Below are 20,242 nucleotides of genomic sequence, written 5' to 3' on the forward strand. Positions count from 1 at the left end.
ATGGTCACCATCACAATCCAGGAACTCACGAAACGCTTCAGCGGCAGCACTGTGCTGAGTGGTGTGGACCTGCAAATCGCCGCAGGAGAGCTATTTTTCCTCCTAGGGCCGAGCGGCTGCGGTAAAACGACGCTGCTGCGGCATATCGCAGGTTTTTACACACCGGACAGTGGCCGTATTTTCTTCGATGAAGCGGATGTGACGCAGGTGCCTGCGCATCAGCGGGAAACGGGCATGATGTTTCAGAGCTATGCGCTGTGGCCGCATCTCAATGTGGCGCAGAATGTCGCATTCGGTCTCCAGGAGCGGCGGCGGTCGCAGCAGGAGATCGAGCACCGCGTGGCAGAGGCGCTGGATCAGGTGCAGCTCGGAGGCATGGGCTCACGGAAGATCCAGCAGCTCTCCGGTGGCCAGCAGCAGCGTGTGGCGCTGGCGCGGGCACTGGTGATCAGGCCCAAGTGCCTGCTACTCGATGAGCCACTGTCCAATCTGGATGCGAAGCTGCGCCATGAAATGCGTGCGGAGATCCGCCGCATCTGCAAGCACCACGGACTCACAGCGGTCTATGTCACCCATGATCGCGATGAGGCTCTATCCATGGCAGATCGCATGGCGGTGATGGAGGCGGGACATCTGGCTCAAGTCGGCACGCCGGAGGAAATCTACCGCCATCCCTCCTCTCGCATGGTGGCCGAGTTCATCGGTGAAACGAACATCCTCGAAGGTCGCTTCATCCGCGAGAGCAGCCGGGAGAATTTTTATGACGTGGAGACGCCCTGTGGAGTGCTGCGTGGCCGTCTGCATACCAGTGACTGGGTGCCGACAGCGGGCCAGCCGGTCATCTTGAGCATCCGGCCGGAGTCGCTGACCTTTCACCACGTCATTGATAGTCCGAATCGTCTCCCTGGCCGGATCATCGACACCACCTATCTTGGCTCCACCGCGCAGTATCAGCTCCAGATGCAAAACGGCACCGTCCTCAAAGTCTGCGAGATGAACCCCTACGCCGTGCGCACTCCATCGGATGAAGACGTGCGCGTGATGGCACCGATGTTCGATGTCGTCATCATCCGCAAGTGAACCACACAGCCATCATGAGAAAGCTGCTGGAACATCCGCTCGTGCAAAAAGCCGCCGCCTGGGTCGCCCCTCGGCGCAAAGAGGTAGGAGTAAGCATGGCGATGCTGCTGGTGCTGATCGGTCCTTTTTTGCTCAAACCGGCGGCTAGCACCTCTCCGCGCCATTTTGATCGCAGACTCGTCATCATGACGCCGCATCCGGGACTCATCCGCGATGCATTCGGGCCTGCCTTCGCCGCGAAATGGCGTGAGCGAACAGGGCAGGTGCTCTACATCGACTGGCGTGTGCCTGGCGGCACCTCAGAGATCGCTGCGCTGCTCAAGAGCGAGTACACCGCCGCCTTCCAGCAGCACTGGCAGCGTGACCTGGGCCGCGAGTGGAGCCCTGACATCGCACAGAGCTTCCTTTCTGACAAAAGTGACAGCGAGGCACGGCGGGCCTTTTTGGCCTCCAACATTGGCATCGGCGTGGATGTCTTCTTCGGGGGCGGTTCCTATGATTTCGAGTCCCAGGCCCGTGCAGGCACGCTCGTAGCTGGTGATGGCGAAAAAACCGGCCTCACCTCCCTCATGAAGAAAAATCCCGCCTGGTTCACCGATGCGGCGATTCCTGAAAATGTCAGCGGGGAGCCCTTCCGTGATCCGAAGGGCCGCTGGAGCGGTGCCTGCATCTCCAGCAGTGGTATCGTTTATAACAAAGACGTGCTCCAGCGGCTCGGAATCAAAAAGGAACCCACGGCATGGTCCGATCTGGCCGATCCGCGTTACTTTGGCCAGATCGCACTCACAGATCCCGCCAAGAGCGGTAGCGTCGCAAAGGTCTTCGAGATGCTACTCCAGCAAGAAATGCAGGCCGCCATGGCCAATGCCGCATATACAAAACTCTCCGCCGAAGGAAAACTCGCCCAGGGCTGGACGAATGGCCTCGCACTCATTCAGCGCATCGCGGCAAACGCTCGCTACTTTTCCGATACCTCCACCAAGATCCCACTCGATGTCCTGCGTGGCGAAGCCGCTGCGGGCATGTGCATCGACTTCTACGGCCGCCGGGCGCAGGAGGATGCGGGGAAGCGAGAGGACGGCACCTGTCGTATCGGCTTTATCTCACCTCAGGGCGGCACGAGCGTCAGTGTCGATCCCATCGGGATGTTTCGCGGTGCGGCAGATGCCGAGTTAGCGACGGCTTTCATCGAATTCGTGCTCAGTGATGAAGGGCAGCGGCTCTGGTGCTACCGCGCAGGTGAGCCCGGCGGCCCTGGTGCAGAGGCGCTGCGCCGTCTCAGCGTGCGGCGTGATTTTTACACACCTGAGAATCTGAAACACATGAGTGACGCAGACGAGATGCCATTTGAGAAAGCGAAATCATTCACTTACCGGCCAGAGCTGACCGCTGCGGCATTCAGTTCCATTCGTTTCCTCGTCCGCGTATTATGCGTCGATCCGCATGAGGAGCTCAAAGCCGCGTGGCAGGCCATCCACAGCCATAGCAAGCCCGCCGAGCGGGCACTCATCGTCATGCAGGACCTCTCCCGCGTGCCTTATGACAGCGCCACAGGCAGCATTCGCGCCACGCTCTCTTCCCGCGATAAAATCCAGGAGGCTCGCCTCGCCCGCCAACTCAGCGATACCTTTCGCAATCAATACGAAAAAGCACTGCAAATGGCCCTGCGCGGTGAGTGAGCAGCGGGGCGAATTTTGCGTGATACTAACAGGGGATAGGCCAGCAAGCTGTTTGGGTTTTCAAAGCCCAACCTGGCGCACTTGCTAGGGGAGCTTCAAGACGGATGATTTTGCCTGCCATTGGCCCATTCCATAAGGCTCTGAGCTTCTGCAGCAGGTTTTCCAATCACATGTTTTCGTCATGCGGTCTCTTTTCTCAAATTTACGTAATTAGCACATTTCTATGAGGGATGGTTGATATGGAATTTATGGAATATATATTTTCCATAATACGCAACAGCCATGCATCCATCCGTCGCTCCACTCGCCCTCAGCTCTGCTCTACGCACTGCTTTCGCTGCTCTGGCTTCCCTCTGCCTCCTCCTGCTCGTTCTGGCAGCGCCCTCTTCCTCACAGGCCCAAAACGGCTACTACGCCGCTGGCAACTACACCGCCGCTCAGGCTCAGGCTGCTTATCAAGCCCAGCAACAGGCCTATGCCCAGAACCAGGCCGCTTGGGCTGCCTACCACCGCCAGCAGCAGGCTTATGCCCAGAACCAAGCCGCCTGGGCGGCTTACCACGCCCAGCAGGCCGCAGCGGGCCGTGCTCCTCGTCAGCAGCAGGCTGCTCCGCGTGCGGTCGCTGTGGCTCCACGCCAGGCGGCTCCCGCTCCTCGTCAGGCAGCTCCGCAGGCGGCCATCGGCGGTGGTGGCTCTTCCTCGATCCGTTTTGATGGTCGTTTTGCTTCACTCGCTTCCGGTGCTCCTGCGGCGGTGCAGCATGCGGTGTATGCGGCTAATAAGATTCAGAACAAGCCCTACCTGCGCGGTGGTGGCCACGCCAGCGTGGAAGACAGTGCGTATGATTGCAGTGGCAGCGTGAGCTATGTGCTGATCAAAGCGGGGCTGTTGAAGGCGCCTTTGGCCAGCGGTGCTTTCATGAACTATGGCGAAGCGGGTCAGGGCCGCTTCATCACGGTGTGGGTAAAGCCAGGGGAGCATGTGTTCATGACGATCTGCGGACTGCGCATGGACACCAGCGGTGGTAGCGTGGGCGAGGGCCCGAGATGGCGTGTGAAGAGCCGCAGCATGGCTGGCTTCGTTGCTCGTCATCCTGCTGGTCTTTAATTCTCACTTTTGTGACGCGATTCTCACTCTCGAAACGAACGAACAAGCCGGGAATGCGAATCAGGGGAGCGGGATCGGGGCAAGGCGGTGCCCGGGAGGCTGAAAAGGGTGCGGAAGGTGCCAAAAAGGGCCTCAAAGCGGGCCAAAGCGGCGATCAGCGGCCAAAATGGGCCGATGAGAATTGGGAGTCGGTCTCACGATTGTGAGGCACTGTGCCCATTTTTGCGAAGGACGACCTGGACCGCTACTCACAAAATCTGTCCGATTCCCGGCGACGGGGAAGCATCCTCTCTCATTCCTTGCCACTGAGGCCGCCGCGCTCGCTGGTCATTTCAGACATTCTTTTTGAGAATGTGGTCTTGCCCTTGCCAGGCTTAGCTGTGTCGAAAGCAAGATCCTTCTAATTGCCCGACGTCCAGCGTGTGCCTTTAGCGCTGAAAGCCGCCGGTGAGTGGATCGAGGCCGAATTGGAACTCGCCGCTGGAGGAGGTGAGGGTGAGGGAAAGGGGCTCCAGGAGGCATCCTGGCAGGACGCGGAGTGATTGGCCTTCTGCTGGTGTGGTTTTTGTATCGAAATAGCGCTGGAGCGTCATTTGTGCATTGGCGGGATAGGCCACGCTGCGGATTGAGCCGCTGGCTTCATCCACGAGCTCGCAGCGGTCTTCGTGGAAGAGGATGACCTGCTGCCGCCGCGTGGTGGAGGCTCGGCGCACGGCCTCAGCCCCGAGCACTTCGATCTGCGTGACGGCTTTGTGCATCGCGTTCTCGTTCATGATGCTGGATGCCATCACCGCTCCGATACCGATGAGCAGCATGGCAATCACCAGCACGACAGCGATCTCCAGCAGCGTGAAGCCGCGTGCGGCGGAGCGTGCTGCATGTTGGAGCTTCATCCCTCGTTACCAGTTACCGATTTCATCTCCCGTGCCGTCTTGGCCATCGGGGCCGATGGACCAGATGTCGAAGCTGGTGGGATTGTGCGTGCCGGGGTAGCGGTATTGCAGAGGGTGATCCCAGGCGTCATTGAGGTCTTTTTCATTCGCGATGGACTGCACCCAGCGCTTCGGCGCGGGATCGCTGGGCTTACGATGCAGAGCCATGAGTCCCTGGCCCTGGGTGGGGTAGCTGCCGCCTTGGGTTTTGTAAGCGAGCAGCATGGAGCGCATGCCCGATACTTTGGCATCTGTGGCGGTCATTTCACCGCTGGTTTGCAGACCGGTGAGGCCACCCGCGACGACGGCGAGCAGGAGTCCGATGATGAGGAGGACGACCATGATCTCCAGCAGGGTGAAGCCACGGACGAGGAGGGAAGGGGGGAGGTGTTTGGTTTTCATAACGTGAGTGGGATGAAAAAACAGAGTTAGCGCCGGTTGCCGATTTGATTGAGGGTCGAGAACACCACATCGATGATGGCATAGACGATGGTGCCTACGACTACCGCCATGATGACGAGGATGCAAGGCTGGATGAAGGCGGTGGCACGCTCGACGAGGCGGCTGAATTGGCCATCGAGCCGCCCGGCAGATTTCGTGGCGACTTCGGCTAGGTTTCCGGTTTCTTCACCGAGGCGGATGATGTCGATGGAGCGTGGTGGGAGTGCCTGGGTGCGGCCCAGGGCTGTGCTGAGGTGCTCACCCTCCTGCACCATGTGCTCGATCACATCGAACTGCTGACGGATGAACGGATTGCTGACCGTGCCTTTGAGCAAATGCAGGGCCTGAGTGATGGCGAGGCCGCTGTGAAGCAGGGAGCCGAGTGTTTCGAGGAACTGCAGCTCATGACGTGCCCGCATGAGCTCGCCGACGACAGGGGTTTTGTAGATGAACTTATACCAGGCCAAGCGCACGGCGGGAATCTGCGCCAGTGCGAATCCCGCGAGGATGAGGATGCCCACGGCGATGAGGAGCAGCCACCATTCGTTCCGCAGGAAGTCGGAGAGCTTCATGAGGTAGGTCAGCAGCAGCGGTGGCGTCTTGCTGCTGTTGTTGATGAGCACGGAGAGCTTCGGCAGCAGGTAGGTGATCATCACGATGCCCAGGGCGAAGCCCGTGGCGGCGAGGAAGGCCGGGTAGATGAGTGCTCCGAGGAATTTCGACCGCAGTTCCTCCATGAGGCTGAGGTATTTCACCTGGCGATCAAGGATGGCATCGAGCTGGCCGCTGCTCTCTCCCGCCGCGATCATGTTGCAAAACAGCGGGCCAAAAGAGTCAGAAACCTGCGGCAGGGCATTGGAGAGCGGTACGCCGTCACGCACCAGCTCACGCAAGCGGACAGACATGGTGCGCGTGGTGATCTCACTGCTTTTCTCCATCGCTCCGAGTGCCTGATCGATCTGGAATCCTGCGGCGAGCAGGTTGGAGAGCTCGATGGTGAATGCGATGACTTGAGCGTGTTTTAAGTGGATTCGGCCATTTTCGGGCGTGCCCTTCAATTTGGAAAAAAGAGCACCCAGGGCCGATTCGGCTCCAGGAGCGGCTGAGGTGTCTTTTTTGCCACTTTTCGTGCTGGATGCCACAGGAGCCGCTGTGGACGCTCCGAGCTGGCTCAGGGCACTGGCGCGTAATCCCATGCGTGAGAGCTTCCGCACGGCCTCTCCGCGGTCATTCGCGTCGATGGAGCCCTTTTTGGACTCCCCGGAGGCAGATGTGGCGGTGTAGGTAAAGCTCGGCATGCGCGATGTGGTGGATCAAAGCAGGGCTAGGCCGTCTTGCGAAGCGAAAAATGCATCGCCGCCGTGGTTGCCACCGCTTCGTCACGGTTTATGGAGTGCGCCGCATCATGAATCCTGATCCCGCAGCCGTACCCGCCGTCGCTGAAGCACCCATGTTCGAGCCGCCGCCTCCACCGGCCTCTGCGTATGCGCCACCTCCAGCTCCAGCCATTCCAGCGAGCACTCAGATGCTCCAGAGTATCCGCAGAGCTGTGGCGCAGGTCTTTGTGGGCCAGGATGAAGTGGTGCACCAGGTGCTAGCGGCGCTGCTGGCTGGTGGCCATGTGCTGCTGGAGGGAAAGCCCGGCCTGGGCAAGACGCATCTCGTGCTGGCACTCAGTCGCACCTTTGGCGGGGCTTTTCGACGCATTCAGTTCACGCCGGATCTGATGCCGTCGGATGTGACTGGGCATACGCTCTTTGACCTTGGTAGCCAGACTTTCCGTGTCCGCCGTGGTCCGGTCTTTGCGAACCTGCTGCTGGCAGATGAGATCAATCGTGCCCCAGCCAAGACACAGTCCGCGCTGCTGGAGGTGATGCAGGAAGCGCAGGTGACGATCGATGGTGAGAGCCACGCTCTCCAGCCGCCTTTCATGTGCTTCGCTACGCAGAATCCCATCGAGCAAGAGGGCACCTATCCGCTGCCAGAGGCGCAGCTTGACCGCTTTTTGCTCAAGGTGCTCATCGACTATCCAGAGACGCAGCATGAGGCCTGGATCGTCAAAGCGGTGGCCTCGGGTGCCAGTGGCAGTGGGCTCTCTACGGGTGCTGTCCAACAGGTCTGCACTCCGCAGGACATCCTAGCCGCGCAGGCCGAGGCTGCGAACGTGCAGGCCGTGGATGCCGTGGTCGAATACGCCGTGAATCTGGTGCGTGCCACACGCCAGCACAGTGCCATCTCACTCGGTGCTGGCACGCGTGGGGCGATCAGCCTCGTGCGGGTGGCGAAGTCCTACGCCTTGCTGGAAGGTCGCACCTTCATCACGCCGTCGGATGTGAAGCGTGCCGTGCTGCCCGTGCTGCGCCATCGTGTGCAGCTCAGTCCAGAAATCGCCATCAGTGGCCAGAGTGTGGATGACATGCTCACGGCTGTGGTGAAGACCGTCGAGGCGCCGCGAGTCTGAGCGGAGTGAGCCGTGAGTGCGGCATCACTTGCTACTGCGTGTCTGAAAGCTGCGGCTGTGTTTCTGTGACGGGACGTGGATCGTGTAGCTGGCCGCATCCACACTGACGGAGCAGTGGATGGGATGCGCCACACACGCATCCCCCTGGTCGCCCTGATTGGCGATCATGAGCTTATCGGCGGTGTTTTCGGCATCCTCGCGCACATTTTCATGCACTTGATACATCGCCTGGATCGTGGAGGCGGACTTCAGCGCATCCATCGCGGATTTGCTGGTGCCTTTGCGCGGGCCGTTATTCATCACGCTGACGATGGGTTCTAGGCTGCGGATGAGCAGCGGGTTGTTGCTGGTATCGAGCCCGTGGTGATTGACCTGATAGAGATCGACCGTGCCGACGAGATTCACGGGCGAGACCAGCTTCTCCTCCACATTCCACGTCAAATCACCGCCATCAAAGAAACGAAAGCCGCCGAACTCCAGCAGCATCACCACGCTGTTCGCATTATCGCTGGTATCAGGCGCTTTCGGCGGCACTGAGCCATTCAGCGGGTTTTGCGCTGCGCCTTCGGGCGCTGGGATGAATTTCTGGTTCGCTCCGAGGCAGCGCAGCACCAGCTTCGGGCTGCCTTCTGTCTGTTTCAGCGGGATGGTGTCTCCAGCGGCTAGTGTGACGCGTTTTTCGACTTTGGCGTCGAGATACGGGCGGCTCATCAGCGTCCAGCGCATGTCCTGCGGTCTGCCATCCGGGCTGCCCTCTGGAACGCCTTTGTCATAAAGAGTGCCGACAGGAAAAGCCGCCGCCAGCTCAGCCAAGCCACCAAAGTGATCGGCATGAAAATGCGTGATGATGACGTGGTCGATGTGATCGAGCCCGGCGACTTCAGAGGCGACTTTCTGAATGCGTGCCGGATCACGACCACCGGGATTCCCCGTGTCGATGAGCACCGATTCACCTGCTGGCGTGACGATGAGGGTGGAGCCTCCGCCCTCCGAGTCGATCCAGTAAATATCCAGCGTCTTGTCACGGGCGGAAAGAGCAGTGGAGAGGCAGAGCAAGGCAGTGAGGAGCAGTTTCATAGCGTGGTGCAGTGGAAAGACGACGAGAGCAGTCTGCTTGTTGCGGTCCGAATGGACAAGAAAATCCTTCTTTAACGCAAATTACTTGCCATTTTCCGCAACGGCTGCAAAAGGCAGCGCATGGCCTTCCCAACCCGATTCTTAACACTAGCCCTGCTGGCGCAAACCTCTGTTCTGTCCGCGCAGACGCCGCAGAAGCATGATCCAGCGCACAATCACGAAGAAGAGGTCATCCCGCTCGATGAAGTCGTCATCACCGCACCGCTGGAGCGTCCGTTGCATGAGCAGGCACAGGCAGCGTCGATCATGGCCGCGACGCAGCTCACAGCTCTTCAGTGCCGCATCACTGGGCGAGACGGTCAGTCGTATGCCGGGCGTGAGTAGCACCTATTTCGGCCCTGCGGCGAGTAGGCCGGTGATCCGTGGCTTAGAGGCAGATCGCATCCGCGTGCTGCAAAATGGACTGAACACAATGGATGCCTCCAGCGCCAGTCCTGACCATGGAGTGAGCTTCGACACCTCGAACCTGAAATCCATCGAGGTCGTGCGCGGGCCCGCGACGCTGCTCTACGGCTCCAATGCCATCGGCGGCGTGGTGAATGCCCTCGATGGCCGCATCATCGACGAAAAACTCGCCGCAGGCACCGTGCGTGGCTCCATGGGTGGGCGCTTCACCAGCGTCGATCAGGGCTATCAGACGCATTTCTCGCTCGATGGCGGCTTGGGCCACGGACTCGCCGCGCATGTGGAGGGCTTCACGCGGGCGGCAGAGGACTTCCGCCTCCCCGGCGGCGAGGTCGCACCGAATACCTATCTGCGTGCGGAGGGCTTCACCGCAGGCATGAGCCACGTGTGGGATGGTGGCTACGTCGGCTTTGCCTGGACGGAATATCACTCTCGCTACGGCTCACCTGCTGCGCAGGACATCTTCATCGACCTCTATCAATCACGCCTCGATCTGCGTGGCGCCTTTTACAAGCCCACCGCTCTCATCAAAGAGATCAACTGGCGCTTCGCCTGGTCGGACTACGAGCACACGGAATTTGAAACCGGCATGGATAACACCGTTTTCAAAACCGATGGCTACGACCTGCGTATCGAGGCGAAGCACGAAAAATCGCGGGCATGGAGGGCGTCGTAGGCTTTCAGTCCGAGCGGGCAGATTTCTTCATGGACGGGGCAGAGGCCTTCATGCCATCCACGCTCACCCTGACGAACTCGCTCTTCATTTACGAGGAAATGAGTGCCGCCGAGCGCTTGCGACTGCAATTCGGTGCCCGCTATGACCACATCAGCGTCGAATCGGTGGACAATCCCACCTTTGGCCCTGCACGGAGCCGCAGCTTTGACAATCTGAGTGCCTCCGCAGGCATCGTGTGGTCGCCCACCGAGCGCTACTCCGCCGCACTGACCATGACCTATGCGCAGCGTGCCCCGAGCGGTCAGGAACTCTTCTCCAATGGCCCCCACGCTGCCACCGGCAGCTTCCTCGTCGGAGACCCATCCCTCGGAGTCGAGAATAGCCTCAGCTTTGATCTGAACCTGCGCAAGCGCACCGGCTGGCTCACCGGCAGCATCGGCGGCTACTACTCACGTTATGGGAACTACCTCGGCCTCCTGCCCACGGGAGTTGTCCGCCTCGTCGGGCCAGATGCCTTCAATGAATTCGTCTATCGCGGCATTGGAGCGGAGTTCCTCGGGGCCGAGTTGGAGGCGCAGATCCATCTGCTGCATCCTGTGCATGAGGAAAAGGACCAGCACGCACACACCAATCTGCATTGGGAAATCCGCGCCGATGCCGTCCGCGCCCGCAATGCCGATGGCGGAGGCTCACTCCCGCGCATTCCGCCTTTCCACCTCACCAATGCCCTCGTCTTCGAGCGTGGCGGCCTCACTGCAAGGCTGGAGGGCATCTACGCCGCACCGCAGCACCGCACCGCCGCCGCAGAGCTGCCCACCGACAGCTACTTTTTGCTGAATGCCTCCCTGAACTACCGCTTCCAGCTTCAAGGCACCACCTGCGACCTCTTTGTGAAAGGGGTGAACCTCACCGACACCGTCGCCCGTGAGCACACCAGCTTCCTCAAAGATCAACTCCCCCTCGCTGGCCGTGGAGTCATGCTAGGGATGAAGCTAGCCTTCTGATCTGTCAGGAGTGCGATGGGGGCATTGATGCAATGGTCGTGGATAGCTCAGGCTGGACTGCGTACGCAATTCGACGAACACATCACCTACCGTTCCCTCGTCCTTCTTTTGGTTGTTGCATTCGCGGCGCTTACCTTCGGTTTTTTATCCAAAAAAGCCGCCGATGAAATGAAATCCGGCAACCAAACCATCGAGACCAAAATCACCGAATCGCAGATCACGGAGAAGAAGGGTGAAAAGTAGTTTAGACGGCAGGATGACCTCAGTTTTGTATTTGAGGGCACTTACATCAGCTACTCCAGGCATCCGAAAGCGTTTCTGCCTGTTCCAACACGAGATCAATCGCCGCTTTCTCCAGGTCTGGCGGATATTTGTAACGGCGCAGCAGACGGCGAACCAAAATCCGCAGCCTCGCCCGCACGCTGTCTCGCACTTGCCAGTCCACTGTGGTGCTCTTGCGGAGTTGCTCGGTCAGTTCCGTGGCTAACTTCTTCAAGGTGGCGTCGCCAAGCTCTCGCACGGCGCTTTCGTTTTCGGCCAGTGCCATATAAAAAGCTACCTCATCGGGATTTAGCCCCAGCTCCTTATTGCGCTCTAGCTCGGCAGCGAAGTCCTTTGCCATCTGGATCATCTCTTCGATCACCTGCGCCGTTTGGATGGCGCGGCTGTTGTATTTTCGCAGTGTCTCCAGTAGTCGGTCACCGTACTTTTTCTCCTGCACCACGTTGGTTCTGGTGTGGGCTTTGATTTCATCGCGCAGCAGTTTCTCCAGCAGTTCGACCGCCAGATTCCGTGCTGGGGTATGGCGCAGGTCATCGAGAAAATTGTCCGACAGCAGGCCGATGTTCGGCTTATCGATCCCTGCCAGCGAGAACACATCCGCCACGCCTTCGGCCACCACAGCGTTATCGAGGATCTGCTTCAGGGCGGAGTTCTTCTCTTCTTCGGTGCGCTTGCGGTCCACCGTGGTGTATTTCACGATGGCACCACGGATAGCGGTAAAGAAAGCGATCTCCTTCCGCACTTCTGCCGCTTCATCCAGCGTGCTGCATAGGGAGTAGGCCTTGGTGATGTTCGCCATCACATCGAGGAAGCGCTTCTTCCCGTTTTCCAATCCCAGCACATGGTTGGCCGCAGGCACCAGCAGTTTCATGGCTTCCGTTTCATATTTCCGATAGTCAAAGGCGTGAAAGAGGCCGCGCAGCTGATCCATGCACTCCATCAGCTTCGCCAGCGCTTCACCGGAGCGCAGCGTGGGCTGGCCTTTGCCCTTGGCTTCGGTGTAGGTCTTGAGTGCAGCTTTCAGTGCCGCAGCAATGCCGATGTAGTCCACCACCAGCCCGCCTTGCTTGTCTTTGAAGACACGGTTCACGCGGGCGATAGCCTGCATGAGGTTGTGCGCCTCCATCGGCTTGTCGATATACATCGTGTGGCAGCATGGGGCGTCAAAGCCGGTCAGCCACATGTCACGCACGATCACCAGCTTGAGTGGATCGGCGGGGTCTTTGAAGCGGCGCTCCAGCGTCTTCTTTTGTGCCTTGGTAAAGACGTGATCTTGAATCGCTGCACGATCTGTGGCCGTGCCGGTCATCACGATGCGGATGGCTCCATCGTCCGGGTTGTAGCCGCTGGTCTTGCCATCCTTTGTTAATTTCGTTCCTGCCCATGCGGGGCGCAGTGCGATGATCTTGTCGAAAAGCTCCACACAGATGTCGCGGCTCATGCACACGATCATCGCCTTGCCTTCAATGGCGGAGGTTCGCGTTTCGTAGTGCGCCACCAGATCGGCGGCTACTTGCTTGAGGCGCGGTTCCGCACCCACCAGCTTCGCCAGCTCGGCCCACTTGCTCTTGGTCTGCTCGCGGGCGGCCACGTCCTCCTCGTCCTCGATGACCTCTTCCACTTCCTTGTTCAGCTCATCGATCTCCGCACGGTTGATGTTCAGTCGTGCCAGACGGCTCTCGTAGTAGATCGGCACCGTCGCACCATCATCTACGGCGTCTTGGATGTCATAGATGCTTACATGGCCGCCAAAGACCGCCTGCGTGTCCCGGTCCTCCGCCGAGATCGGCGTGCCGGTGAAGCCGATGAAGCTCGCTTCCGGCAGCGCATCCCGCATGTGCTTGGCATAGCCAAAGACATACTTCTTGCCGATCACTTCCTTGGTCTGCTTATCCTTCACGTCCACCAGCCGGGCACTCAGACCATATTGCGTGCGGTGCGCCTCGTCGGAGATCACCACCACATTGCCACGCTCGCAGAGCTTCGGGTGCCTCTGCTCGCCCTCCAGCAGGGAAAACTTCTGCACCGTGGTAAAGATGATCCCGCCCGCCTGCCGGGCCGCCAGCTTCTCACGGAGGTCATCGCGGCTCTCCGCCTGCTCGGGGGACTGCTTGAGCAGCTCCTGGGCACTGGCGAACTGCTGGTAAAGCTGCCCGTCCAGGTCGTTGCGGTCTGTCACCACCACCAGCGTGGGATTGTTCATCTCTGGCTGCTGGATCAGCATCCCGGCGTAGCAGACCATGGAGATGCTCTTGCCGCTGCCCTGCGTCTGCCAGAAGACGCCCGCCTTCTTGGAGCCCGGCACCACCTCCTTGCCATACACGGCCCGTTCCTCGCGGATCACACCATCCTTGTCCCGATGCGCCGCGATCAAGGTCACGCGCACCGCTTCCCGCACCCCGTGGAACTGATGGTAGCCCGCGATCTTCTTGGTGATCTTGTCGCCGTTCTGCTCAAAGAGCACAAAGAACCGGACGTAGCACAGGAACAGCTCCGGGTTGAAGAACCCGCGCACCAGCACCTCCAGCTCGTATTGCAGCTTCGGGCGGTCGTTCTCGTTGCTGATGGCCTTCCAGGGCATGAACCACTCCTTCGTCGCCGTCAGTGATCCCACCCGCGCGGTGATGCCATCGCTGGCGATGAGCGCCTGGTTGTAGATGAATAGGTCGCTGATCTCCTCCTTGTAGGTTTGCAGTTGGTCATAGGCATCCCAGAGGTCCACCTGTGCATTGCCCAGGTTCTTGAGTTCCAGGACGGAAAGCGGCAGCCCGTTGACAAAGACCACAATGTCCGGCCTGCGTGGCTGCTTGGTGCCCGTCACGGTGAACTGACTCGCCACCAGGAAGTCGTTTGCCCGCCACTCATGGAAATCAATCACCCGCACATACTCCACCACCTTCTTGTCCCCTTGGGCGAACTCCACCCGCACGCCATCCAGCAGCAGCTTGTGAAAGGCCCGGTTCCTCTGGATCAGCGAGGGATGATCCAGCGTGCAGACGCTATGCGCCGCATCCTCGATGGCGCTGGCGGGGATGCCTGGATTTAGCCGTGCCATCGCTGCCACCAGCCGCTTCCTCAGCACCACTTGGTCGTAGCCCGTCCTCTCCGGGATGGCCGCATCCGGCGACATGTCCGAGCTATTGAGGTAGCTCCAGCCAGTATCCTGAAACCATTCCAGGCAGAGGGATTCGAGTTGGGCTTCGGTGGTCATTCCTTGGGTGGTTTGGGTTTCTTGGGGCGAGGCAGCTTTTTCAGCTCCGTCACCGCTTTCTCAAAGTCAAAGTCCACGGCTCGGGGCTGGGAATCCATCAGCGAGCGATAGCGTTCGTATTCCAGCTCCGCTTTCATCTTCGCTTGCTCGGCAGAGATCTTGCCGGCGTGGCTTAGCAGTTCGTGCTCGGAGAGTTTGAGGAACTCGTCCAGCTTGGTGATCCAGTCCCGCATCGTCATCACCTTGCGTTGCAGCGCCCGCAGCTCGGCAAATTCGATGTAGGCCATCACGATCCGGTTCAGCGTGTCGAGTTCCTGGCCATCGAGATAATTCTTGGCGATGGATACGTCCTCCTTGCGGATGATGCCGCCGGGGCGCGTTGTCTGCAGGCCCATGAAGGGCAGCGCAGCATCCGCCCGGGTATGGATCACCTCCGCCGCCGTTTGCCCGTGCGCCGCCCAGTGCATCTTGTTCTGCACAGTGGCGAAGAACTGCTGGGACATCTCCGTGTTCGGCGTGTAGTCCACACTCGTCGCGTAAATATCCAACACCTTCTGGTAAAAGCGCCGTTCCGAGGAGCGGATGTCGCGGATGCGCTCCAGTTGCTCGTCGAAGTAATCCTTCTGCCCCTTGCCCGGCGGATTCTTGAGCCGCTCGTCGTCCATGGTGAAGCCCTTCACCAGATACTCGTTCAAGCGCCCGATGGCCCACTGGCGGAACTGCGTGCCCCGGTGGCTGCGCACCCGGAAGCCGACGGCCAGAATGGCATCCAGATTGTAGTGTTCGATCTCCCGCGTCACCTCCCGTTTGCCCTCGGTTCGAACTATCCGGAATTTCCGGATAGTTGCCTCCCGGCGCAATTCTCCCTCGTCGAAAATGTTCACCAGATGCTCGTTGATCGTCCGCACGTCCTTGTCGAAAAGCTCCCCGATGAGCGCCTGCGTCAGCCAGAGCGTCTCGTTTTCAAAGCGACACTGCACCCGCGTGCGGCCATCCTCCGTCTGGTAGAGGATGATTTCGGAGTTGGGCAAAGGTTCATCGCTCATGGGTTCTTCTCCCTCCAGGTTGTATATGGATGTCCTGCTTACACGTTGCCTCCGCCACGCTCAACTCCCCACTCAGCAGCTTCGGCAAAAGCGTGTCCCGCAGGTCGGCGAGGGTCCGGGATTGATGGGCAATTTGCTCTCGTTGCAGAAAAAGCGGCTGAACGAGCTCATCAAAGCGATTAGCCACGGATATTGGAGGCACGACAAGCTGGATAGCCTTCAGGCTGGTCGTCGGGCGCGAGATGGCGGGAACTCCTGTGGTGCTGGTATTGGCAAGAAGAGCTGCCTCCCCCTGCGATGAACTGAAGAACAAGTAAGCAGCCCAAGGGCTAAGCTTCTCTCGATCTACGGCGAGAAACATCTGGCTTTGAGATACAACATACCGGGGATAGCGTGCACTCATTGGAATGATGCCAACTTGTCCGAGAGTGCCGCGATGAGTGAACACAATATCCAGGGGACGAGCGACGGATGCCTTCAGGTCGTCGGCCTTGGCGTCCGTCAAAAATACAAAGTTATCATCCACAAAGCCATTGGTCAGGTTTCCTCCTCGAACTACGGGGACACCATCTGGAACAAAGTTATCTCGAGTGATTCGCGAACCGAACGGCCCCATCGCGATTCGTGACGCAACTTCACCCACTTGAGCTACGCGCCACCCCTTCGGGATTGAGCCGAGTTCGGAGTCTTGGAATGTGGCGGGGAAGAGATCGGGCGGCAGGCCAGGGGAGTTGAACCCCTCGCCTGCGGCGTTGGCCTTCACGGGATCAAAGTCCACGAACCAGCTCTGGAACAGCGCCCGCGCCATCGCCTCCAGCGTCGTATTCATCCGCCGGTTCAGCTCGATCTTGTCGTCCAGCGCCCCCAACACTCTCGCGATGCCTTTTTGCTCGGCGAGGGGTGGGAGACAAACGTGGAACGCCTTCGCCTCTGGGTAGTAAATCGTCTGGTGCGTCGTGCCGCTGGCGAAGCGCCACAGCGCCTCCGTTTCGGCAAGCAGAACATATTTCAAATAGTGAGGCTCGATCTTTGGGCCGCAGACCCAGTTCACGAAATCTTGGCTCGTGGCCATCGGGCACCCCATGACCACGACATAGCCAACGGAAGCGGTGCGAGAGAGACAAACCGTGTTGGCTGGAAGCAAACGTGCCGACGAGTTCTCGAGGCCGAGCTGGCTGACATGCTGGTTAGTGTCGAACAGAGTGCGTCCGTGATTTTCGGTTGCGTCCTTGATGCCGATCCACGGAATACCCCCATTCCAGTACTCGGTATGTTTTCGGCTGGGTGTGTGCCGCTTTCGAGCTGCGCAATGCTGCTCAGCGAAGTCCATTTCCAACCAATGGGTGGTTTAAGGTCAGGGCATCCAACTGACAGAGCTACTCGACCGGGAATCACCCCAGTCGTCGCTTCACGGCCTCCAGTGCGACCTGTTCCGAAGTCCCCTTCTTCACCCGCCATACCCAAGCCCTCCTTCCGTAGCCCCAAAGGGGCGAAATATACCAGCCCAGGGCAACGCCCTGGGTTCGGTGGCAAAAAACATTTTGAGCCCTGAAGGGGCGAAACAACGGTTGCGCCGCCCCGTCAGGGCTCTGCGAAATGACGACGCATACCCAGGGCGTTGCCCTGGGCTGGTATGGGCCGCGCCGTTGGCGCTGAAGACGGGCGGCGTTCCGCCAGCGAGAGCGTTGGCTCCAAAACTACAAGCCATACCCCAGCCCTCCCAGGTTCGCTTCGATGAGCTTTTCCAGCTTCGCCGACTCCTTGAACTGCGCACGCAACTCCGCCACGAGGCGCGGCATCTTTTCGGCAAAGGGCTCGCCGGTGTCCTCCACCTCCTCGGCTCCGACGTAGCGGCCGGGGGTGAGCACGTGGCCGTGCTTGGCGATGTCTTTCGTCTTCACCGAGGCGCAGAAGCCGGGGTGTCCGTGTAGCCTTTCCCGCGCTTCCAGGCGCGGAAGGTGTCGGTGATCTTGGCGGTGTCCTCCGGTTTGAAGTCCCGCAACACACGATCCTTCATGTAGCCGAGCTTGCGGGCATCAATGAAGAGCGTCTCGCCCCGGCGGTCGCGGAAGTCGCTGCGCTTTTTCTTGTTCTTGGTGAGGAACCAAACACAGGCCGGAATCTGCGTGTTCGTGAAGAGCTGGCCGGGCAGAGCGAGCATGCACTCGACCAGATCCGCCTCGATGAGCTTCTGCCGAATCTCGCCTTCGCCGGATTGGTTGGAGGACATGCTGCCATTGGCCAGCAGCAGGGCCATGCTGCCGTTCGGGCCCAGGTGATGGAGCATGTGCTGCACCCAGGCGAAGTTGGCATTGCCCTGCGGTGGGGTGCCGTAGTGCCAGCGGGCATCGGCTTCCAGGCTCTTGTCCCACCACTCGCTGATGTTGAAGGGCGGATTCGCCATGACGTAGTCCGCCCGCAGGTCCGGGTGTTGGTCATTGGTAAAACTGTTGGCGGGTTCCTTGCCGAAATTGAAGTCGATGCCGCGAATGGCCATGTTCATGGCGGCGAGACGCCAGGTGGTGGGATTGCTCTCCTGCCCATAGACGGAGAGCTGGCCCAGCTTCCCGCCGTGCTCCTCCACGAACTTCTCACTCTGCACAAAGAAGCCGCCGCTGCCCATGGCGGGGTCATACACGCGACCGGAATACGGCTCCAACATCTCCACGATGAGGGAGACGATGGACTTCGGCGTGAAGTATTGCCCGCCTTTCTTCCCCTCTGCCAAAGCGAACTCGCCGAGGAAGTATTCATACACATGCCCCAGGATGTCCTTCGCGTGCAGGTTGGCATGTTGAAAGGGGATGGTGGAGATGAGGTCCACCAGCCCGGCGAGCGCAGCGGGGTCGATCTGATGCTGCGTGAAGCGCTTATCGAGCACGCCTTTCAATTTAGGGTTCTCCTTCTCGATGGCCTCCAGAGCGTCATCGATCAGCTTCGCCAGTGTGGTGAACTTGTATTTCGAGGTCTTGCCATTCCGCACCTCCATGTTCGTGCCATTGGCGATGCGGGCATTCGTCTTGATGGTGTTCCACCGTGCTAGACCGGGCACCCAGAAGACATTCTCCTCGGTGTAGTAGTCCCGCTCCTCTAGCTCTAGGCGGATGTTTTCCTCCAGCTCGGCGGCGTCATCGAAACCAGCAGGATCGAGGTAATTCGCATGGTCCTTGTCCCGGAACTGGGCGGTCAGCTCCTCCTGCCGCATCTCGAAGGCATCCGAGACATACTTCAGGAAGATCAGGCCTAGCACGACATGCTTATACACGGCGGCGTCAAGATTCGCCCGCAGCCGGTCGGCGGCGCTCCAGAGCTTCTTGTCGAGTTCGTTGAGGAAATCTTGGTCACTTGCTGCGGTGGGCATCCCGCACGTTGAAGCACTTCTCGCTAGCTGTCACAACTTTTCATGCCTGCCGCCGCCCTGCATGGGGCACTCAAAAAAGCATTGCCAAGGCGGCGGGGTTTCCGGTAAAACCGCGACCTGGCTGTGTGGTGATTTTCTCGACCTTGAAAAACAAACGCATACTCAAGATGGCCGTTCCATCGGGACGGATTTGGTGGCGGGAGCAAAAGCGGCATCCACTGAACCGGCAGCTAGGGCGGGTGGTGCTGCGTCTGCGGACACGGCGGGGCTGGGCGCTGGATGATCTGGCTAAGGCGGCAGGCGTGGCCAAGTCGTACCTCTGCCAGTTGGAGCGTGGGCTGCACTCGCCGACGCTGGAGGTGCAACTGCGGCTGGAGGCGGCCCTGGGCATGGTGGTAGGCGGGCTGCTGCAACTGGCCCGTATGGAGCTGCGCCGGATGGCGTGATTTGTTCACTATTTCGAACATGTGCCGTGGTGTCGCCGTGATGGAATGCGCCCATGCCGCAACCGTTGACATGGAACTCAGGGCTGGTGTGGAACTCCTCCACACCAGGGGTGCTATGGAATGGCACGGCCAACTCAAGCAACCCACCCAATCCTATGCCCAACGACAACCGCATCAGTGCTGAAGTGACCGCAGCCAACAAGACGGCCATCATGACAAAAATCACCGAGATCGGCGCCCTACTGCCCTTCCTCATCAACCTGACGAAGGAGGAGCGCATCACGCTGCCGAAACTGGGAGCGACATCGCTGGCCTTCGATGAACAGTGCGCCAGCTACATGGCCACGGCTCCAAACTTGATCCCTCCCTTTGTGGACACGGCGGAAGTGACGAAGGACCGCAATCTGCGCGTGGTGCTGGCGGACATCCTGCGGGAAACGTGCAAGCTCTGCGAAAAACTGGATGATAGTCTGATGCTGGTGGGCAGCGAAATCTGGCTGGCAGATCTGTCCTTTTACCAAACGGTGCGCCAAGCGGCTAGGCGCGATGTGCCGGGTGCGGATACGATCTACGATGAGCCTGAAGGAGCGCTTCCCCGGCCTAGCAGGCGATCCCGAGGAACCGGAGCCTACGCCCACACCGCCGACGCCCTGATCGGGGGCCTCGAACCACCCTTTGGGGGCCATTTTTCTCAAAAATGACCGTTTTTGAGCCATTTCGGCTCCGAATACGATGCTCCAGGGGTGGTGAGGGGGACCCCCAAGGGGGGGTATCGGGGGCCTCTGGGGTGGTCCATCGACCCCTCTGGGCAGCCTGTCCGGGCCCCTGGGGCTGGTGTGCAGCGGCCCAGCAGCCCCGCGCCGGAGCCCATGTGCAGCGGGGCAGGGGCTCCAGAGGTGGTGACTCGGAGCCTCCCTGCACCGGCCCAGGGGCCCGTAGGCCGCGATCCAGCAGCCCCAGCGCACCGACCCGCC

The 20,242-nt window shown here is 59.8% G+C and carries 17 protein-coding genes and 1 pseudogene; 10 read left to right on the forward strand and 8 right to left on the reverse strand.

All coding sequences use genetic code 11. The features are described 5' to 3' along the window. From IPK32_18920 to IPK32_18930, 3 genes are all read left to right on the forward strand, one after another. Nucleotides 1-1,080, forward strand: coding sequence for an ABC transporter ATP-binding protein (locus IPK32_18920; GenBank protein ID MBK8093981.1), 1,080 nt, complete (start codon nucleotides 1-3; stop codon nucleotides 1,078-1,080). Nucleotides 1,081-1,094: 14 nt separating this feature from the next. After that, the gene (locus IPK32_18925) at nucleotides 1,095-2,759 is read left to right on the forward strand and encodes an extracellular solute-binding protein (GenBank protein MBK8093982.1); all 1,665 of its coding nucleotides are present in this window, start codon (nucleotides 1,095-1,097) and stop codon (nucleotides 2,757-2,759) included. A gap of 282 nt (nucleotides 2,760-3,041) precedes the next feature. Continuing rightward, a complete protein-coding gene (locus IPK32_18930) occupies nucleotides 3,042-3,866 on the forward strand; it encodes a hypothetical protein (protein MBK8093983.1) in 825 nt (274 codons plus the stop codon). A gap of 428 nt (nucleotides 3,867-4,294) precedes the next feature. On the opposite strand, the gene IPK32_18935 is transcribed toward IPK32_18930, so the two are convergent. Genes IPK32_18935 through IPK32_18945 form a run of 3 tightly spaced genes read right to left on the reverse strand, consistent with a single transcriptional unit; the run spans nucleotide 4,295 to nucleotide 6,537 of the window. Further along, entirely contained in the window at nucleotides 4,295-4,759 is a 465-nt protein-coding gene (locus tag IPK32_18935) for a prepilin-type N-terminal cleavage/methylation domain-containing protein (protein MBK8093984.1), read from the reverse strand. 6 nt (nucleotides 4,760-4,765) lie between these two features. Further along, on the reverse strand, nucleotides 4,766-5,200 hold the full coding sequence (gene gspG, locus IPK32_18940) for a type II secretion system major pseudopilin GspG (protein ID MBK8093985.1): 435 nt from the start codon (nucleotides 5,198-5,200) through the stop codon (nucleotides 4,766-4,768). Between the two features lie 26 nt (nucleotides 5,201-5,226). Continuing rightward, nucleotides 5,227-6,537, reverse strand: a complete 1,311-nt coding sequence (locus IPK32_18945) for a type II secretion system F family protein (protein MBK8093986.1) — start codon at nucleotides 6,535-6,537, stop codon at nucleotides 5,227-5,229. 152 nt (nucleotides 6,538-6,689) lie between these two features. On the opposite strand from IPK32_18945, the gene IPK32_18950 reads away from it, so the two are divergent. Continuing rightward, nucleotides 6,690-7,700: a MoxR family ATPase gene (locus IPK32_18950; protein MBK8093987.1), complete on the forward strand. Its 1,011-nt coding sequence runs from the start codon at nucleotides 6,690-6,692 to the stop codon at nucleotides 7,698-7,700. A gap of 24 nt (nucleotides 7,701-7,724) precedes the next feature. Here IPK32_18950 and IPK32_18955 read toward each other — a convergent pair whose 3' ends face one another. Further along, the gene (locus tag IPK32_18955; GenBank protein ID MBK8093988.1) at nucleotides 7,725-8,777 is read right to left on the reverse strand and encodes an MBL fold metallo-hydrolase; all 1,053 of its coding nucleotides are present in this window, start codon (nucleotides 8,775-8,777) and stop codon (nucleotides 7,725-7,727) included. A gap of 120 nt (nucleotides 8,778-8,897) precedes the next feature. Between IPK32_18955 and IPK32_18960 the strand changes: the two genes are divergently transcribed. The 4 genes from IPK32_18960 to IPK32_18975 are packed head-to-tail and all read left to right on the forward strand — an operon-like array spanning nucleotide 8,898 to nucleotide 11,165. Next, nucleotides 8,898-9,161: a hypothetical protein gene (locus tag IPK32_18960; protein MBK8093989.1), complete on the forward strand. Its 264-nt coding sequence runs from the start codon at nucleotides 8,898-8,900 to the stop codon at nucleotides 9,159-9,161. Next, nucleotides 9,145-9,918, forward strand: a complete 774-nt coding sequence (locus tag IPK32_18965; GenBank protein ID MBK8093990.1) for a TonB-dependent receptor plug domain-containing protein — start codon at nucleotides 9,145-9,147, stop codon at nucleotides 9,916-9,918. The genes IPK32_18960 and IPK32_18965 overlap by 17 nt, the downstream gene beginning before the upstream one ends. Continuing rightward, nucleotides 9,903-10,922, forward strand: coding sequence for a TonB-dependent receptor (locus tag IPK32_18970; protein ID MBK8093991.1), 1,020 nt, complete (start codon nucleotides 9,903-9,905; stop codon nucleotides 10,920-10,922). The genes IPK32_18965 and IPK32_18970 overlap by 16 nt, the downstream gene beginning before the upstream one ends. 27 nt (nucleotides 10,923-10,949) lie before the next feature. Beyond that, complete coding sequence (locus IPK32_18975; protein ID MBK8093992.1) at nucleotides 10,950-11,165, forward strand: hypothetical protein; 216 nt, start codon at nucleotides 10,950-10,952, stop codon at nucleotides 11,163-11,165. A 46-nt stretch (nucleotides 11,166-11,211) separates the two neighbouring features. Here the strand turns inward: IPK32_18975 and IPK32_18980 are convergent, their stop codons facing one another. From IPK32_18980 to IPK32_18995, 4 genes and pseudogenes are all read right to left on the reverse strand, one after another. Then, nucleotides 11,212-14,415 (reverse strand): type I restriction endonuclease subunit R, encoded by a 3,204-nt coding sequence (locus tag IPK32_18980; GenBank protein ID MBK8093993.1) that lies wholly within the window; start codon nucleotides 14,413-14,415, stop codon nucleotides 11,212-11,214. Then, the gene (locus IPK32_18985) at nucleotides 14,412-15,461 is read right to left on the reverse strand and encodes a virulence RhuM family protein (GenBank protein ID MBK8093994.1); all 1,050 of its coding nucleotides are present in this window, start codon (nucleotides 15,459-15,461) and stop codon (nucleotides 14,412-14,414) included. The genes IPK32_18980 and IPK32_18985 overlap by 4 nt, the downstream gene beginning before the upstream one ends. Further along, nucleotides 15,451-16,791, reverse strand: a complete 1,341-nt coding sequence (locus IPK32_18990) for a restriction endonuclease subunit S (GenBank protein ID MBK8093995.1) — start codon at nucleotides 16,789-16,791, stop codon at nucleotides 15,451-15,453. The genes IPK32_18985 and IPK32_18990 overlap by 11 nt, the downstream gene beginning before the upstream one ends. A 367-nt stretch (nucleotides 16,792-17,158) precedes the next feature. Further along, nucleotides 17,159-18,822: pseudogene (locus IPK32_18995) on the reverse strand (type I restriction-modification system subunit M). A 143-nt stretch (nucleotides 18,823-18,965) separates the two neighbouring features. Between IPK32_18995 and IPK32_19000 the strand changes: the two are divergent. Continuing rightward, nucleotides 18,966-19,268 carry a helix-turn-helix transcriptional regulator gene (locus IPK32_19000; GenBank protein ID MBK8093996.1) on the forward strand — a complete coding sequence of 101 codons (303 nt, stop codon included), beginning with the start codon at nucleotides 18,966-18,968 and terminating at the stop codon, nucleotides 19,266-19,268. A gap of 155 nt (nucleotides 19,269-19,423) precedes the next feature. Then, nucleotides 19,424-19,969, forward strand: a complete 546-nt coding sequence (locus IPK32_19005; GenBank protein ID MBK8093997.1) for a hypothetical protein — start codon at nucleotides 19,424-19,426, stop codon at nucleotides 19,967-19,969. The last annotated feature ends 273 nt before the right edge of the window (nucleotides 19,970-20,242 follow it).

This window comes from Verrucomicrobiaceae bacterium (assembly GCA_016713035.1).
Lineage (GTDB): Bacteria > Verrucomicrobiota > Verrucomicrobiia > Verrucomicrobiales > Verrucomicrobiaceae > Prosthecobacter.

Bases quoted from the DNA above. Each gene is read 5' to 3' on its own strand.
- IPK32_18970 (MBK8093991.1), top strand. From the start codon at position 9,903: ATGGAGGGCGTCGTAGGCTTTCAGTCCGAGCGGGCAGATTTCTTCATG.
- IPK32_18950 (MBK8093987.1), top strand. From the start codon at position 6,690: ATGTTCGAGCCGCCGCCTCCACCGGCCTCTGCGTATGCGCCACCTCCA.
- IPK32_18980 (MBK8093993.1), bottom strand. From the start codon at position 14,415: ATGACCACCGAAGCCCAACTCGAATCCCTCTGCCTGGAATGGTTTCAG.
- IPK32_18965 (MBK8093990.1), top strand. From the start codon at position 9,145: ATGCCGGGCGTGAGTAGCACCTATTTCGGCCCTGCGGCGAGTAGGCCG.
- IPK32_18985 (MBK8093994.1), bottom strand. From the start codon at position 15,461: ATGAGCGATGAACCTTTGCCCAACTCCGAAATCATCCTCTACCAGACG.
- IPK32_18960 (MBK8093989.1), top strand. From the start codon at position 8,898: ATGGCCTTCCCAACCCGATTCTTAACACTAGCCCTGCTGGCGCAAACC.
- IPK32_19005 (MBK8093997.1), top strand. From the start codon at position 19,424: ATGCCCAACGACAACCGCATCAGTGCTGAAGTGACCGCAGCCAACAAG.
- IPK32_18925 (MBK8093982.1), top strand. From the start codon at position 1,095: ATGAGAAAGCTGCTGGAACATCCGCTCGTGCAAAAAGCCGCCGCCTGG.
- IPK32_18945 (MBK8093986.1), bottom strand. From the start codon at position 6,537: ATGCCGAGCTTTACCTACACCGCCACATCTGCCTCCGGGGAGTCCAAA.
- gspG (MBK8093985.1), bottom strand. From the start codon at position 5,200: ATGAAAACCAAACACCTCCCCCCTTCCCTCCTCGTCCGTGGCTTCACC.
- IPK32_18920 (MBK8093981.1), top strand. From the start codon at position 1: ATGGTCACCATCACAATCCAGGAACTCACGAAACGCTTCAGCGGCAGC.
- IPK32_18955 (MBK8093988.1), bottom strand. From the start codon at position 8,777: ATGAAACTGCTCCTCACTGCCTTGCTCTGCCTCTCCACTGCTCTTTCC.
- IPK32_18935 (MBK8093984.1), bottom strand. From the start codon at position 4,759: ATGAAGCTCCAACATGCAGCACGCTCCGCCGCACGCGGCTTCACGCTG.
- IPK32_18975 (MBK8093992.1), top strand. From the start codon at position 10,950: ATGCAATGGTCGTGGATAGCTCAGGCTGGACTGCGTACGCAATTCGAC.
- IPK32_18990 (MBK8093995.1), bottom strand. From the start codon at position 16,791: ATGGACTTCGCTGAGCAGCATTGCGCAGCTCGAAAGCGGCACACACCC.
- IPK32_18930 (MBK8093983.1), top strand. From the start codon at position 3,042: ATGCATCCATCCGTCGCTCCACTCGCCCTCAGCTCTGCTCTACGCACT.